This is a genomic window from Xanthobacter luteus, from assembly GCF_040049235.1.
GTDB lineage: Bacteria > Pseudomonadota > Alphaproteobacteria > Rhizobiales > Xanthobacteraceae > Xanthobacter.
Genome location: NZ_JBDZDO010000003.1, coordinates 1 through 14,621 on the forward strand (window position 1 = coordinate 1; position 14,621 = coordinate 14,621).

A 14,621-nucleotide genomic window follows, 5' to 3' on the forward strand; every position below is an offset into this window, starting at 1 on the left:
CCACCAGGCGATGCAGCCGATGTATGTGGTGCGCATCAACAACGGCAAGTTCGACATCATCGGCAAGGTGTCGGCCGAGGACGCCATCGGCCCCGACGCCTGCACCAGGTTCTGAGCCCGAGCGGGCACCGACGGAGCGTCGCGGCCGGCAAAGCCGCGGCGCTCCCCATAGCTTCCAGGGAGACACAAAGGCGATGAACGCCCTCGACTACTTACAGTTCGTGCTGGCGCCACAGGTGGTGAACGGCCTCGCCCTTGGCGTCGCCGTCGTGCTGGTGGCGCTCGGGCTGACCATCATCTTCGGCCTGCTCGACGTCATCAACATGAGCCACGGCGAGTTCTACGCGGTCGGCGCCTATCTCGCGCTGGCGCTCGGCGCCGCCCAAATCGACTTCTGGCTGCTCATCGTGCTGGTGCCGGTGCTGATGCTGCCGCTCGGCATGCTCACCGAGCGGCTGCTCATTAGGCCGGTCTTCAACACCAAGGACCGCCACGTGACGACGCTGCTCGTCACCTTCGGCCTCGCGCTGATCGCCGAGGACGTGCTGAAGCTGATCTTCGGCCCCAACACGCAGCGCCCGCTGACCCCGATCCCGGGCGCCAGCGAGATCTTCGGCATCATCCTGCCCAACTACCGCCTGTTCCTGATCGCCATCGGCGCGGTGATCGTCGCCGGCGTCGCCTTCGTGGTCTACCGCACCCGGCTCGGCGCCATGGTGCGCGCCGCGGCCTACGACCGCGACATGGCCGCCTCGCTCGGCGTGCCGGTGTCGCTGGTCTATTCCGGAACCTTCGCCTTCGGGGTGGCGCTCGCCGGCCTCGCCGGGGTGCTGCTCGCGCCCATCTACTCGGTGTTTCCCACCATGGGGCGGGACTTCATCCTGCTCGCCTTCACGGTGGTGATCGTCGGCGGCATGGGCTCCATCTGGGGCGCGGTGGTGGCGGGGCTGCTGCTCACCCAGGTCCAGGCGCTGGCGAGCCTCGTCATCTCGCCGGTCTGGACCGATCCGATCGTGTTCGGGACCATGGTCGCCTTCCTCGTGTTCCGCCCCCAGGGCCTGTTCGGGAGGCTCGGCCATGCATGACCGCCTCACCCTCGCCATGCGCGCCAGCCACGCGCTGGCGGCGCTCCTGGTGGTCGCAGCCCTGGGGCTCGCCTTCGTCGGCGCGGCCATGGGCGACACCTTCTATCTGCGCCTTGCCACCGAGGCGCTGATCTTCGCCGGCCTCGCGCTCTCGGTGGACCTGCTGCTCGGCTATTCCGGCGCGCTCTCGCTCGGCCAGGCGCTCTATTTCGGCATCGGCGCCTACACCTCGGCGCTGGTGCTGATGAAGGTGCCCTCGTTCTGGGCCGCCATGGCCGCCGCGGCGGTGGTCACGCTGGTCTGCGCGCTGGTCGGCGGGCTGATCGCCAACCGGGTGCGCGGGGTCTATTTCGCCCTGATCACCTTCGGCCTCGCCCAGGTGGTCGCCAAGGTAGTCTACAACATCCGCGACCTCGGCGCGTCCGACGGCATGATCGGCATCCCGGTGATCGACATCGGCTTCGGGCCGTTCTCGGTGTCGGCCGGCAACCCGCTGGGCTTCTTCCTGGTGGTGCTCGCCATCATCATGGGCCTCTACGCTGCGACCGCCTACATGCTCGACACCCCGTTCGGCCGGGTGCTCACTGCGCTCAAGGCCAACGAGCGGCGCGTGCCGTTCCTCGGCTACTCGGTGTGGCGCGCGCGCATGGTGTGCTACCTCGCCGCCGGGCTCATCGCCGGGCTGTCCGGCGCGCTCTACCCGATGCTGCGCGGCTTCGTCTCGCCGGAGCTCATGTTCTTCATGACCTCGGGCAACGCCGTGATCTCGGTGATCCTCGGCGGCGTCGGCACGCTGGTGGGCGCGCTCTATGGCAGCGTGTTCCTGGTGATCATCAAGTCGGTGATCGGCAGCTGGACCGAGCACCACCTGATCGTCATCGGCGTCCTGTTCATGGCGGCCGTCCTGTTCCTGCCGAAGGGCATCATCGGCCTCGTGCGGCCGCATGTGGAGCGGCTCATCGCCACCCGCCAGCCGCGCAAGGCGTCCGCCGCAAGCGAGGCCGGCGCCCTGGAAGCAGAGGAGGTGAAGCCGTGAGCCGACCCGTTCTGGAGGTCAGCAACCTCTCCATCGCCTTCGGCGGCCTCAGGGCCGTGGACGACGTGAGCCTCAACGCCGAGCGCAACCGCATCACCACGGTGATCGGCCCGAACGGAGCGGGCAAGTCCACTTTGTTCAACATCATCTCGGGGGCGCTCCGGCCGCTTTCCGGCCGGGTCATCGTCGACGGCGTCGACATGACCGGGGCCGCCCCCGAGCGCCTCAAGGGCGCGGGCCTGTCGCGCTCGTTCCAGATCACCAATCTGTTCTTCGAGCTCTCGGTGGCCGAGAACCTGCGCCTCGCCGCGCAGGTGCTGGAGCCGGCCTCCCGCGCGCTGCTGCCGATCCGCTGCTCGCCGCGGGCGCGGCAGAAGACGCAGGAGATGCTGGAGCGCTTCGATCTCACCCACAAGCGCGACGAACTCGCCGGCAACCTCTCCCACGGCGACCAGCGGCGCCTCGAGATCGCCGTGTGCCTCGCCTCCGAGCCGAAGATCCTGCTTTTGGACGAGCCCACCCAGGGCATGAGCCACCAGGACACGGCCGACACGGCGAAGCTGGTGCGCTCGCTGACGCAGGACGTGAGCGTGCTGCTGATCGAGCACGACATCGGCCTCGTCATGGAACTCTCCGACCACGTCGTGGTGATGCACCAGGGCCGCAAGCTCGCCGAGGGACCCCCGGCCGCGGTGCGCGCGGACCCGCAGGTGCAGGCCGCCTATTTCGGGCACGCATGACATGCTGAACATCGAAGGCCTCAACAGCCACTATGGCCGCAGCCACATCATCCAGGGCATCGACCTTACCGCCGCGCCCGGCGAGGTGATCGGCATCTTCGGCCGCAACGGGGTCGGCAAGACGACGCTGCTCAAGACCATCGCCGGCTGGGTCAAGCCCAGCTCCGGCTCGATCCGGCTCGGCGACGCCTCGCTCGCGGGGCTGGAGCCCGACCGCATCACGCGCCTCGGCGTCGGCCTCGTGCCCGAGGACCGGCGCATCTTCCCCGGCCTCACGGTCGAGGAGAACCTGACGCTGGGCTTCATGCAGGCGCGGGGGCGCACCGCGAGCGCCGAGCGCGCGCTGCTCGGCGAGATCTACGACCGCTTCCCGCGCCTCAGAGAACGCCGGCACCAGCTCGGCACCACGCTGTCGGGCGGCGAGCAGCAGATGCTGGCCATGGCCCGCGTCCTGGTGGGGGCGCCCAAGCTGGTGCTGGTGGACGAGCCCTCGGAGGGCCTCGCGCCGATGATCGTGGCCGAGGTGTTCGCCATCGTGCGCGAGCTCAAGGAGCGCGGCGCCATGGTGCTGCTGGTGGAGCAGAACGTCCACGAGGCGCTGTCGGTGACCGACCGCTTCGTGGTCATCGAGCGCGGCCGCATCGTGCTTTCGGGCGAGGCCGAGAACGCCGAGGACCGCGCGCGCCTGATGCGGGCGCTCGCGGTGTGAGGCAGGGGTCCCGGCCGCGGCCGGAACCCCCCTCGCCCGTGGGTCAGGTCTTGCCGGGAGCGGACGGCTGCGGCCCGTCGTCGAGGCCGGGAACGGCGATGTCCGGGTCCACGGGGCGCAGCTCCCGCTTCATGTGCTTGTGCGTGGTGCCGTTGAACAGCGTGCCGAAGAAGCCGCGGTCGAGATCCGAGGTTCCGAACAGATAGTCGCAGATCGGGAAGGTGAGGTTGAAGTTCCGCGTCTGCATGAAGCCGAGCACGTGGTGGATGTAGTGCATCCGCCGCACCGTGTTGATGAGCGGGATGTATTTCAGGATCGGATGCTTCTCGTCGTCCACATGGGACAAGGTGTGCAGGCCCTCATAGAGCAGGTAGTAGCCCGACATGGTGATGACCACGAGATAGCCGGCGTTCGGCGACATCAGCCAGCCCGCGACCAGCGCGAACGGCAGCGAGGCGAGGATGAAGCCGATGGGGGCGAAGGGCGGGAACAGCAGCGCGCGCCATTCCTTGTGGCCGTGGAAGTCGAGATCGTGGTGGGTGAAGAACTGGTGGTGCACCGTGCAGTGGCGCTTATAGACCGCCTCCAGGCCCGGCACCGGCCGGTGCAGGATGTAGCGGTGGGCCGCCCATTCCACCCAATTGCCGAACAGCGCGATGGCCGGCACCAGCATCCATTCCCAGAAGGTCGGCTGGTCGAGCTTCGACAGGCAGAAGGCGATGGTGCCGCCGGTGATGACGAGCATCACCCCCAGATGATAGGCGCCGTGATACCAGGCTGGCGTCTCCTCCACGAACTTCTTGCGGAACTTGACCTGGCGTTCCTTCTCGCGCTGGTCGCGCAGCGGGTCCTGGACGATGGCTTCCATTGCGAACCTCCCTTTTTTCGTTGGTGCGCCGATGGAACCATGCGGGAGCGCGCGGCTCCCGCTCAGCGAAGGGCGGAAATTATCATCGGGAACTATTTTTGAGCCCCGGCGGGGCTCGGCGCCGCGCCGGCGGGCGGGCCTTGCTTGTGGCGCGCCGGCGCCGCCCTTATCCTCCGGGTGCCACGGTGGAACGCGATGACACAGGCGCTCGGGATCCTCGCCGGCCGCTTCGGCCGGGTCGCGCTGCTCGACATGGACACGTCGCTGACGGTCCATGCGCACGGGCATTGCCATCTCGTGTTCAAGATCGCCGGGCCCGACCAGCTGTTCACCGTGGAGGGCGCGCCGCTGCCCTTGCGCGCCGACACGGCGGTGGCGGTGAATTCCTGGCAGGAGCACGCTTATGCCCATGCCACCGGCGGCGAGCGCACGGTGTTCCTCGCGCTCTATCTCGAGACCGATTGGCTGGCCGACGCCGACCGGCTGTTCAGCCTGTGCGGGCGCCCGGCCTTCTTCTCGGCGCCCGGCGTCTGCGTGGGGCCGGAGGCGGAGTTCTGGCGCGACCGGCTGATCGAGATGGTGGAGGCCGGCGGCGAGGCGGCCGCGGCCGTGGAGGAGGCCATTCTTCAGCTCTCGTGGGCGGTCGGCCGGCGCGCCGCGCGCCACGCGCCGCCCCCGGCCAGGGCGCCGGACTTCCGCATCCGCCGCGCCATGCGGGCCATGCACGAGCGCATCGGCCAGCCTTACGCCTATGACGCCCTCGCGACGGCGGCCGGGCTGTCGCGCTCGCGCTTCAACACGCTGTTCAAGGATTCCACGGGCGTGACGCCGGCGGTCTACGGCAACGCGCTCAGGGTCGAGGCCTCGGTGGCGGCGCTCGGCACGCGCGGCTCCAGCATCAGCGCGGTGGCGGACGATCTCGGCTTCAGCGCGCCGAGCAATTTCTGCCGCTTCTTCCAGCAGCACACCGGCCTCGTGCCGCGCGATTTCCGCCGCGCCGTGGCGACTGTGGCCGGGTAGACGCCGGGCCTACGCCGTCGGCTTCGTCCGCTTGCGGGTGCGCCCCGGCGGGGTGCCCTCGGGACCGTCGGCGGGCTGGGTGCGCGCGGCGCCGAGGGCTCCCGTCACCCGCATTGGCGCGTTGACGTATTGGCTCGCGGACGTCGCCGCCGCCACCGCGTCCTGGCGCACGATGTCCACCACCGCCTTCGCCGCCGCCGAGACCGCCCGGCGCGGGTGATGCACGACGACAATGGAGCGCGCCATGCGCCGGTCGGAGAAGCGCCGCGCCCGCACCCGCCCGGAGGCGAGCGCCTGGTGCAAAGCGATGGTGGGCAGGACGGTGGCGAGGTCGGTGCTGGAGATCACGTCGCAGATCGCGGGCAGGGTGTCGATCTCGAGCCGCGGCTTGAGCTTGATGCCGGCTTCGGCGGCCTGCTCCTCCAGGATGCTGCGCAGCCCGTGACGGCGCGAGGGCAGAACCAGATCGTAGCGCGTCAGGTGCTCGAGCGTGAGCTCCCGCGGCACCGACATCGGCGAGCCCCGGCGGCAGGCGAACACCATGTCCTCGTCGAGGATATGGTCCGCATTGAGGCTCAGCTTCTTGCGCGGAACGTTGACGATGGCGAGGTCGAGCTGGCCCGAGGCGACCCAGTCGAGCAGCATCTCGGTGTAGCCCTCGCAGGCGGAGAGCTCCACGTCCGGGAAGCGCTCGGCGATCTTGGCGGTGGAGCTCGCGAGCGTGCTCTGCGCCACCGAGGTGACGAGCCCCACCCGCACGCGACCGGAAATGCGCCCGTTGAGGCGGGCCATCTCCTGCATGGCGTGCTCGACGTCGCGCACGATCGGCGAGACGAGGCGCGCCAGCGTCTCGCCCGCCACGGTGGTGGTTACGCCGTGGGCGCCACGGTCGAACAGCTTCTGGCCGAACTCGGCCTCGAGCTTGGCGATCTGCATGGAGAGCGCCGGCTGCACGATGTTGAGCTGGCGCGCCGCCCGCGTCATGTGGCGGGTCTCGGCAAGGCAGAGGAAATACTGCATCTGACGCACGTCCATGGCATGCTCCCCCGCTGCTCCCCGGCGCCCGCCCGGGCCACGCGACCTGATCAGTCCCGATGATTTGAATGATAATCAATCATTATTTGTTTTGATTATCCAGCGTCCCTATGGTCCAGCCCGTGTCCGGCTGCGGACGCGGCGCCCAGAATGCGGATCACCGCACGCCGGCGCGGGGAGGGACCAGGGAACGGGCAAAGGCGGCAAGGCGCCGCTGCGATGCGCCGTCCCCGCACGGTGCGAGCGGAGAAGAATCCATCATCATGCGCAGTGAACCGACGGTGCGTCCCCTCGCCCAGCCCGCCAAAGCGGACCTTCGCGCCTGGCTCGCGGCGCTCGCCCAGCGCGGCGATCTCGCCGTGGCCCACGAGGGCGTCCCGCTCGCCGACGCGCTGGCGGCCATCGCCAAGCGCACGGAGCGGGACAAGGCGGTGCTGTTCCCGCGGCCCGGCGGCCACGCCGTTCCCGTGGTGGCGAACCTCTTCACCCGCCGGGCCTGGGTGGCGGACAGCCTCGGCATCGACGAGCACGATCTGCTCCCCCGCTTCCTCGCCGCCGCCGCCGATCCGCTGCCGTGCGTCGAGGTGACGGGCGCGGGCGCGCAGGAGGTGGTCCACACCGACGTGGACCTGCTGAAGCTGCTGCCCATCCCCAAGCACAACGAGCTCGACAGCGGGCCCTACATCACCGCCGGGCTGATGATCGCCCGCAATCCCCGAACCGGGGCGCAGAACGTCTCCATCCACCGCTGCCAGATCAGCGGGCCGAACCGCATCGGCGTGCTGCTGCTGCCGCGCCACACGCGCGCATATTACCGCATGGCGGCGGAGGCCGGCACGGCGCTGGAGATCGCCATCGTCATCGGCGTGCATCCCGCGTTGCTGCTCGCCTCCCAGGCGATCGCCGCGCTCGACGTGGACGAGATGGAGATCGCCGGCGCGCTCCTCGGGCGTCCGGTCGAGGTGGTGAAGTGCCGGACCAATGCGGTGCGCGTGCCGGCCGACGCCGAGATCGTGCTCGAGGGCCGCATCCTGCCGGGCGTGCGCGAGCCCGAGGGGCCGTTCGGCGAGTTTCCGCAGTATTACGGCCCCCGCGCATTGCGCGAGGTGATCGAGATCGACGCCGTCACCCACCGTCGCCATCCGATCTTCCACACCATCGTCGGCGGCAGCTTCGAGCATCTGGTGCTCGGCGGCGTGCCGCGCGAGGCGACGCTGCTCCAGCACCTCAAGCGCTCGTTCCCGAACGTGCTCGACGTGCGCCTGACCACCGGCGGGACCTGCCGCTACCATTTGGCGGTGAAGATCGACAAGCTGAGCCCCGGCGAGCCGAAGAACATCATCATGTGCGCCTTCGGCGGGCACTACGACATCAAGCAGGTGATCGTGGTGGACAAGGACGTCGACATCTCGGTGCCGGAGCAGATCGAATGGGCGGTGGCCACCCGCTTCCAGGCCGATCGCGACATGGTGCTGGTGGCCGGCGCGCAGGGTTCCAAGCTCGATCCCTCGTCGGACGAGGGGATGTCCGCCAAGCTCGGCCTCGACGCCACCGCCCCGCTCACGGACGACCCCATGGCGTTCCGCCGCATCCACGTGATGGGCGAGGAGGCGGTCGACCTCGACACCGCGCTGGTGAAGGACCCCAACGCCGCCTTCGCCCGCATCATCGCCCAGATGCCCTGAGGGGCGCCGACCCGAGCGGCGGGCCCGTGCCCCGCGCCACCGTTCGACAACCGAGAGCATCGTCCATGAATGCGATGACCGTCCTTTCCGCCAAGAACCTCGTCGACGGCGCCTGGGTGGACGCCGCCGCGGGCGCCACCGCCCCGAGCTTCGATCCCGCCAGCGGCGCCGTCATCGGCCATTTCCCGGCCAGCACAGCGGTGGACGCGGAGGCCGCGATCGCCGCCGCGCGCCGCGCCTTCGAGGCGCCCGGCTGGGCGCAAAATCCGCGCCTGCGACAGATGGTGATGCTGCGCTGGGCCGACGCCATGGAGCAGAAGGCCGATGTCCTGGCCCGCCTGCTCACCGCCGAGAACGGCAAGCCGCTCGCCCAGTCGCGCGGCGAGATCGCCGGGTCGGTGTCCGAGATCCGCTATTATGCGGGGCTCGCGCGCTACATTCCGGGCCACGCCTTCGAGGTGGAGCCGGGCGTCTTCTCCACCATGATGAAGGAGCCGGCGGGCGTCGCCGGGCTCATCATTCCGTGGAACGCGCCGGCGGTGCTGCTGATCCGCGCGCTCACGCCGGCGCTCGCCGCAGGCTGCACGGTGGTGGTCAAGCCGGCGCCGCAGACCGCCATCCTCACCGCCGAGATCCTGCGCACCCTGCACGAGGCGGAAGGGCTGCCGCGCGGCGTGCTCAACCTCGTCTGCGAGGCCGGGCACGAGGTGGCGCGGGCGCTGGTCACCTCCCCCGAGGTGGACGTGATCTCCTTCACCGGCTCCAACGCCACCGGCGCGCGCATCATGGCGGACGCGGCCCCGACCATGAAGAAGCTGTCTCTGGAGCTGGGCGGCAAGTCCTGCTGCCTGGTGTTCCAGGATGCCGACGTGGATCAGGTGGCGCCGAAGCTCGCGGCGGCGGCGACCATCATCTCCGGCCAGCAGTGCACCGCGGCGCGCCGCGTCCTGGTGCACGAGAGCCGCTTCGAGGCGATGAAGGCGGCGCTCAAGGCGGCGCTCGCGGGCCTCGCGGTGGGGCCGGGCGACGCGCCCGCCTCCCAGATGGGCCCGCTGATCGACCAGGACGCGCTCACGCGCGTCGGCCGGCGCATCGAGGAGAGCATGGCGGCGGCCGACGAGGTGGTGCTTGCCGGCACCCGCCCCGGCGGCGCGCTGGAGAAGGGTTGCTTCCTCACGCCCACTCTGGTGGCGCACGAGGACACGGGCGCGTTCTTCATGCAGGAGGAGATCTTCGGCCCGCTGGTGGTGATCGAGCGATTCGCCGACGAGAAGGACGCGGTGCGCCGCGCCAACCACACCCAATATGGCCTTTCCGCCAGCGTGTGGACCCATGACGGCGCCCGGGCCTTGCGGGTCGCCCGCGCGCTGCGCAACGGCACGGTGTGGATCAACGACCACAACAAGCTGTTCGCCGAGGCCGAGACCGGCGGCTACCGGCGCAGCGGCCTCGGCCGGCTGCACGGCTACGACGCGCTGATCGACTTCGTCGAGATCAAGCACGTTTACCAGGATGCCGGCGTCGTCTGAGGCCGGCCGGAGGCGGCCCGGCGCCGGCCTCGGACCGTCTTCGTCATCAAGAGAAATGATGAATACAATAATTACTAATTATTTGCCCTGATGGATCGCGTCTCGTTAGCTCACGGGCTGCCGCCTCGCAAACAGGCGCGCCAAGAAAGAAGTGTAGGGAGGAACATATGACGAGGAGATGGGGTGTCCCTGCGGCTCTGGCGATGGCCGCCGCCTTGGTGGGAGCCGGCCCGGCGGCCGCGAAGATCGGTTCGTGCGACGATCCGATCCTGCTCGGCACGACGATCTCGGAGACCGGCCCGTTCTCCACCCTCACGGACAATTGGAAGAAGATGACCGAGATCTTCTTCGAGGAGATCAATGCAGCCGGCGGTATATACGTCGAGGCCTGCAAGAAAAAGCTTCCGGTCAAGATCGTCATCTACGACGACCAGAGCAACCCCTCCACCGCCACCTCTCTGTTCGAGAAGATGGCCTCGGTGGACAATGTCGACTTCTTCGTCGGCCCCGACTGGACCTCCCTCGGCCTGCCGGTGCCGACCGTGGCGGAGCGCCACCAGATCCCGATCGTGATGGCGAACGTGGCGACCCCCTCGGCCTATCAGCGCGGCCTCAAATACATGTGGGGCACGCCCTATCCGGTGGTGCCGCTATGGTCCAAGCGTTACTTCGAGATGCTCTCGAAGATGGATCCCAAGCCCAAGACCATCTTCTTCGTCACCCACGACAACCCGGTGATGAAGGGGATCACGGACTTCTGGGCGCCCAAGGCCGAGGAGCAGGGGCTCAAGATCGTCGGCCGCGAGCTGTTCCCGGCCGACGCCAAGGACTTCAGCGCCATCATCCTGAAGATCCGCGCGGCCAGGCCCGACATCGTCTACATCGCCTCGTTCGACAACGTCTCCGCCCCGCTGGTCCAGCAGATGCGCCAGCAGCGCATCAAGGCGATGGACGTGCACCACACCATGCTCACCGGCGCGCTGGCCCGCCAGGTCGGCCAGGACATCGAGGGCATGACCGGCGAGCTCGCCTGGTATCCGGCCGTCGGCGGGCCGCGCAGCGCGCTCGTGAAGAAGGTGCTGGAGCGCTCCAAGGTGGACATGTTCGAGAGCATCTTCACCATGGGCCGCATCGCCTCCTATCTGGTGATGGTGCAGGCCATCGAGCGCGCCGGAGCGGTGGACCGCGAGAAGGTGCGGGAGGTGCTCACCAAGGGCACGTTCGAGGCGCCCCCCGGGCCGGTGGTGTTCAACGAGAATGGCTTTCCCACCACCAACGGCGCGTTCACGATCCAGATCCAGAACGGCAAGGTCGCGGTCGTGTGGCCGCCGGACGCCGGCAAGGTGATCTGGCCCTCGCCCTCCTGGAAGTAAGCGGGGTGGATGTCTCCGGGCGCGCGCGCGTCCGCCCGGAGCTCTCGCGCCTCCATAGAGCGCCGCCCGCCTGCCACCGGCCGCAGGGGCGGCCCCGACGAGCCTGAAAGCTTCAAGCCATGCCCGTGGACATCCTCATCCAGATCGCGATCGGCGGCATCCTGATCGGCGGCCTCTATGCGCTCTTCGCCTTCGGCCTGTCGCTGATCTACGGCGTCGCCCGCATCCTCAACTTCGCCCATGGCACGCTGCTGGCGATCGCCGGGGTGCTCGGCAGCATCCTCTACGGGCTGCTGGGCGCGAACCCGCTTGCGCTGATCGGCATCATCGCCCTCCTCGCCGTGGTGTTCTTCGGCTTTGGCTGGGCCTTCCACGACACGCTGCTCGCGCCGCTCAAGCGCCGCAGCCACTTTGAGGCCTCGGTGGGCACGGTGCTGACCACGGTCGGCGCGCTCATCGTCATCGGCGACGTGGCCGCGGCGCTCGCCGGGCCGCGGCCGCGCAACATCCCGATCCGCTCCGACGTGCTGGAGTTCGGCGACATCCTGATCCCGGTCTCGCAGGCCTGGATGCTCGCCGCCATCGCGCTGCTGACCGTGGTGCTGCACCTCGTCCTCACCCGCTCCTGGTACGGGCGGGCGGTGCGCGCGGTCACCCAGGACCATGTGGGCGCGGCCTTGTGCGGGGTCAGGGCGCGCGTGATCCACGGCATCACCTTCGGGCTCGGCGCAAGCCTCGCCGCGGTCGCCGGCGTGCTCTACGCCACGGTGTATCCGATCGACCCCTATGCCGGCTTCAACCTCACGGTGAAGGCCTTCACCATCATCGTGCTGGGCGGGGTGGGCAACCTCCTCGGCGCGCTCGCCGCCGGGCTCTTCCTCGGCGTCGCCGAGGCGTTCACGGCGTTCTTCTGGGCCGCCGAATGGGCCTCGGCCCTGTCGATCTTCCTTCTGCTCGCAATCCTCGTCGCCTTCCCGCAGGGCTTTGGCGCGGCGCGGAGGACCTGATGACCCAGCATGAGGCGACCATGCCCCGCGTTTCCCCGCCGGCCCGCCCCCGTGCCTTCGGCGGCTTCGGCACCATTGTCGGCGCGGCGGCGGCCGGCGTCCTCGCCCTCGGCGTGCCGCAGCTCGGCGTGCCCTATGTGACGAGCCTTGCCTTCACCTTCCTGGTGTTCTTCGTCCTGGCGCAGAGCTGGGACTGGATCGGCGGGCTCGCCGGCTACGTCAATCTCGGCCATTTCGCCTATTACGGCATCGGCGCCTATGCCTTCAGCATCGCGCTGGTCTCCGGCGTGCCGACGCCCGTCTGCTTCCTTATCGCCGCCGCCGCCGTGGCGATGATCGCGGCGCTGCTCTCGTTCCCGCTGTTCCGCCTGACGGGCGACTACTTCGCCTTCGCGACCCTTGCGGTGCTGCCGCTCGCCGAGCTGCTCGCGTTCAACCTCGTGCCGCTCACCGGCGGCGCGGACGGCATCGTCCTGCCGCCGCGTTACGTCCTGGTGCCCGCCTTCTACACCGCCGTCGGGCTTGCGGTGGTCACCTTCGCGCTCTCGGTGCTGCTGGCCCGCAGCCGCTTCGGCTATGCGCTCAAGAGCATCCGCAACGACGAGCAGGCGGCCGAGGTGGTGGGCATCCGCATCTTCCCGGCCAAGCGCGCGGTGATGGTGCTGTCCGGCGCCTTCGCCGCGCTCGCCGGGGCGGTGCACGCCTGGCAGCTGTCCTACATCGATCCGCCCACCGTGTTCGGCCTCAACGTGGCCCTGGTGCCGGTGGCCATGGCGCTGTTCGGCGGCTCCGGCCTGCTGTGGGGGCCGCTGGTGGGGGTGGTGCTGCTGTTCTCCGTGCAGCAATACCTGCTGGTCAACATGACCATGCTGCACGCCACGGTCTACGGCCTCATCATCCTGCTGATCGGCCGCTTCATGCCGGGCGGCCTGCTGCGCGCTTCCGTCGCGCGCGCGACGCCGCTGCTACGGGGCCTGACCCGGGAGGTCCACCACGAGATCGCGCCGGCACCCGCGGCGGCCGGGCGCGAGAAGCGCCTGCCCATGCCGGTGCGCAAGCCGGATCCGGACAAGGTGCTGCTCTCGCTCAAGGGCATCACCAAGGCCTTCGGCGGCAACGTGGCGGTGAACGCCGTCACCCTCGACGTGCGCGAGGGCGAGGTGATCGGTCTCGTGGGCGCCAACGGCTCGGGCAAGACCACGCTCTTCAACTGCATCTCGAAGGTCTACGAGCCGACCGGCACGCTTCTGTTCGACGGCACGGACATGAAGGGGCTCCGGCGCGACCAGGTGGCGGGCATCGGCGTCGGCCGCACGTTCCAGAACCCGCGCCCGTTCGGCGACCTCACCGTGGCGGAAAACATCGCCGTCGCCGCCACCTTCCGCGCCGACCGCCCCTCGATGACCGCGGCGCTCCAGGAGGCGCAGAGCTATGCCGCGTTCGTCGGCCTCGAGGAGCGCTTCACCCAGCGCGCCGACGCGCTTTCGCTGCAGGAGAAGAAGAGCCTGGAGCTCGCCCGCGCGCTCGCTTTGCACCCCAAGCTCCTGCTGGTCGACGAGGTCGCCTCCGGCCTCACCCCGGCCGAGGTGAAGCGCTTCGTCGCCCACATCCGCGAGATCCGCGAGGTCTACGGCGTCACGGTGATCTGGGTGGAGCACATCTTCTCGGCCCTGGCGCAGATCGTCGACCGCCTGGTGGTGCTGGAGCAGGGCCAGGTGATCGCCGACGCGCCGCTCGCCGAGGCGGTGCGCGACGAGCGCGTGCTCGCCGCCTATCTCGGCTCGGCCGCCACCAAGGAGGGCCACTGATGCTCGCCGTCTCTCACCTCGTGGTCGACCACGGCAAGATGCGCGCATTGTGGGACGTGAGCCTCTCCATCGCGGCGGGCGAGAAGGTGGGCCTGCTCGGCGCCAACGGCGCCGGCAAGAGCACCACGGTGGGCGCCATCATGGGCCTGTTCCCGCCCCAGTCCGGCGAGATCCGCTTCGAGGGCAAGCCGATCACCGGGCGCGCGCCGGCCGAGAACGTGGCGCGCGGCATCGCCCTGGTGCCCGAGGGCCGGCGGCTGTTTCCCGAGATGAGCGTGCGCGAGAATCTGGAGATGGGCGCCTATCTGCGGCCGCTGCGCGGCGGCCTCGATGCCCGGCTCGGCGTGGTGTTCGACCTGTTCCCGATCCTCAAGGAGAAGGCCGCCCAGGCCGCCGGCGAGCTCTCCGGCGGCCAGCAGCAGATGGTGGCCATCGGCCGGGCGCTGATGTCCGACCCGCGCCTGCTGCTGCTCGACGAGCCGTTCCTCGGCGTCGCCCCGCTGGTGATCGAGGACGTGATGAACGCCTTGCGGCGGGTCGCCGCCAGCGGCGTGACGATCCTGCTGATCGAGCAGAACATCCACCGCGCGCTCGATTTCGTCGACCGCGCCTATGTGATCGAAAACGGCCGCACCGCGCTCGAGGGAACCCGCGAGAGCCTGATCGGCGACGCCGATTTCGGCTCCAAGTTCCTCGGCCTCGAATGAGGCGCGCCGGCCGGCCAAA

At 69.5% G+C, this 14,621-nt stretch carries 13 protein-coding genes; 11 read left to right on the top strand and 2 right to left on the bottom strand.

Features of this window, described 5'->3' with window-relative positions:
- The first annotated feature begins 194 nt into the window (after positions 1-194).
- From ABLE88_RS11010 to ABLE88_RS11025, 4 genes are read left to right on the top strand one after another with little or no spacing between them, the layout of a single operon-like run.
- Positions 195-1,085: a branched-chain amino acid ABC transporter permease gene (locus tag ABLE88_RS11010; RefSeq protein WP_348831666.1), complete on the top strand. Its 891-nt coding sequence runs from the start codon at positions 195-197 to the stop codon at positions 1,083-1,085.
- The gene (locus ABLE88_RS11015; protein WP_348831668.1) at positions 1,078-2,121 is read left to right on the top strand and encodes a branched-chain amino acid ABC transporter permease; all 1,044 of its coding nucleotides are present in this window, start codon (positions 1,078-1,080) and stop codon (positions 2,119-2,121) included. The genes ABLE88_RS11010 and ABLE88_RS11015 overlap by 8 nt, the downstream gene beginning before the upstream one ends.
- Positions 2,118-2,861, top strand: a complete 744-nt coding sequence (locus ABLE88_RS11020) for an ABC transporter ATP-binding protein (RefSeq protein ID WP_348831669.1) — start codon at positions 2,118-2,120, stop codon at positions 2,859-2,861. Before ABLE88_RS11015 ends, ABLE88_RS11020 begins: the two co-directional genes overlap by 4 nt.
- A 1-nt stretch (position 2,862) precedes the next feature.
- Complete coding sequence (locus ABLE88_RS11025; RefSeq protein ID WP_348831670.1) at positions 2,863-3,570, top strand: ABC transporter ATP-binding protein; 708 nt, start codon at positions 2,863-2,865, stop codon at positions 3,568-3,570.
- Positions 3,571-3,613: 43 nt separating this feature from the next.
- Here the strand turns inward: ABLE88_RS11025 and ABLE88_RS11030 are convergent, their stop codons facing one another.
- Positions 3,614-4,438: a sterol desaturase family protein gene (locus ABLE88_RS11030; protein ID WP_348831671.1), complete on the bottom strand. Its 825-nt coding sequence runs from the start codon at positions 4,436-4,438 to the stop codon at positions 3,614-3,616.
- Between the two features lie 195 nt (positions 4,439-4,633).
- On the opposite strand from ABLE88_RS11030, the gene ABLE88_RS11035 reads away from it, so the two are divergent.
- Positions 4,634-5,458 carry an AraC family transcriptional regulator gene (locus tag ABLE88_RS11035; RefSeq protein ID WP_348831673.1) on the top strand — a complete coding sequence of 275 codons (825 nt, stop codon included), beginning with the start codon at positions 4,634-4,636 and terminating at the stop codon, positions 5,456-5,458.
- A 9-nt stretch (positions 5,459-5,467) separates the two neighbouring features.
- Here ABLE88_RS11035 and ABLE88_RS11040 read toward each other — a convergent pair whose 3' ends face one another.
- Positions 5,468-6,493 (bottom strand): LysR family transcriptional regulator, encoded by a 1,026-nt coding sequence (locus ABLE88_RS11040; protein ID WP_348831675.1) that lies wholly within the window; start codon positions 6,491-6,493, stop codon positions 5,468-5,470.
- Between the two features lie 263 nt (positions 6,494-6,756).
- Here ABLE88_RS11040 and ABLE88_RS11045 point away from each other — a divergent pair, with 263 nt between their 5' ends.
- The 6 genes from ABLE88_RS11045 to ABLE88_RS11070 all read left to right on the top strand — a co-directional run bounded on the left by ABLE88_RS11045 (position 6,757) and on the right by ABLE88_RS11070 (position 14,602).
- The gene (locus tag ABLE88_RS11045; protein WP_348831677.1) at positions 6,757-8,178 is read left to right on the top strand and encodes a UbiD family decarboxylase; all 1,422 of its coding nucleotides are present in this window, start codon (positions 6,757-6,759) and stop codon (positions 8,176-8,178) included.
- Between the two features lie 65 nt (positions 8,179-8,243).
- Positions 8,244-9,707 carry an aldehyde dehydrogenase family protein gene (locus ABLE88_RS11050; protein ID WP_348831678.1) on the top strand — a complete coding sequence of 488 codons (1,464 nt, stop codon included), beginning with the start codon at positions 8,244-8,246 and terminating at the stop codon, positions 9,705-9,707.
- A 167-nt stretch (positions 9,708-9,874) separates the two neighbouring features.
- Positions 9,875-11,080 (top strand): amino acid ABC transporter substrate-binding protein, encoded by a 1,206-nt coding sequence (locus ABLE88_RS11055; protein ID WP_348831679.1) that lies wholly within the window; start codon positions 9,875-9,877, stop codon positions 11,078-11,080.
- A gap of 119 nt (positions 11,081-11,199) precedes the next feature.
- Entirely contained in the window at positions 11,200-12,087 is an 888-nt protein-coding gene (locus tag ABLE88_RS11060; RefSeq protein ID WP_348831680.1) for a branched-chain amino acid ABC transporter permease, read from the top strand.
- The gene (locus ABLE88_RS11065; RefSeq protein WP_348831681.1) at positions 12,087-13,895 is read left to right on the top strand and encodes a branched-chain amino acid ABC transporter ATP-binding protein/permease; all 1,809 of its coding nucleotides are present in this window, start codon (positions 12,087-12,089) and stop codon (positions 13,893-13,895) included. Before ABLE88_RS11060 ends, ABLE88_RS11065 begins: the two co-directional genes overlap by 1 nt.
- Positions 13,895-14,602: an ABC transporter ATP-binding protein gene (locus ABLE88_RS11070; RefSeq protein WP_348831682.1), complete on the top strand. Its 708-nt coding sequence runs from the start codon at positions 13,895-13,897 to the stop codon at positions 14,600-14,602. The genes ABLE88_RS11065 and ABLE88_RS11070 overlap by 1 nt, the downstream gene beginning before the upstream one ends.
- Positions 14,603-14,621 lie beyond the last annotated feature (19 nt).

What these genes read in the sequence shown, in the direction of transcription:
- ABLE88_RS11055 (WP_348831679.1), top strand. Translation starts at nt 9,875, where the DNA reads ATGACGAGGAGATGGGGTGTCCCTGCGGCTCTGGCGATGGCCGCCGCC.
- ABLE88_RS11060 (WP_348831680.1), top strand. Translation starts at nt 11,200, where the DNA reads ATGCCCGTGGACATCCTCATCCAGATCGCGATCGGCGGCATCCTGATC.
- ABLE88_RS11025 (WP_348831670.1), top strand. Translation starts at nt 2,863, where the DNA reads ATGCTGAACATCGAAGGCCTCAACAGCCACTATGGCCGCAGCCACATC.
- ABLE88_RS11040 (WP_348831675.1), bottom strand. Translation starts at nt 6,493, where the DNA reads ATGGACGTGCGTCAGATGCAGTATTTCCTCTGCCTTGCCGAGACCCGC.
- ABLE88_RS11070 (WP_348831682.1), top strand. Translation starts at nt 13,895, where the DNA reads ATGCTCGCCGTCTCTCACCTCGTGGTCGACCACGGCAAGATGCGCGCA.
- ABLE88_RS11010 (WP_348831666.1), top strand. Translation starts at nt 195, where the DNA reads ATGAACGCCCTCGACTACTTACAGTTCGTGCTGGCGCCACAGGTGGTG.
- ABLE88_RS11015 (WP_348831668.1), top strand. Translation starts at nt 1,078, where the DNA reads ATGCATGACCGCCTCACCCTCGCCATGCGCGCCAGCCACGCGCTGGCG.
- ABLE88_RS11035 (WP_348831673.1), top strand. Translation starts at nt 4,634, where the DNA reads ATGACACAGGCGCTCGGGATCCTCGCCGGCCGCTTCGGCCGGGTCGCG.
- ABLE88_RS11065 (WP_348831681.1), top strand. Translation starts at nt 12,087, where the DNA reads ATGACCCAGCATGAGGCGACCATGCCCCGCGTTTCCCCGCCGGCCCGC.
- ABLE88_RS11045 (WP_348831677.1), top strand. Translation starts at nt 6,757, where the DNA reads ATGCGCAGTGAACCGACGGTGCGTCCCCTCGCCCAGCCCGCCAAAGCG.
- ABLE88_RS11030 (WP_348831671.1), bottom strand. Translation starts at nt 4,438, where the DNA reads ATGGAAGCCATCGTCCAGGACCCGCTGCGCGACCAGCGCGAGAAGGAA.
- ABLE88_RS11050 (WP_348831678.1), top strand. Translation starts at nt 8,244, where the DNA reads ATGAATGCGATGACCGTCCTTTCCGCCAAGAACCTCGTCGACGGCGCC.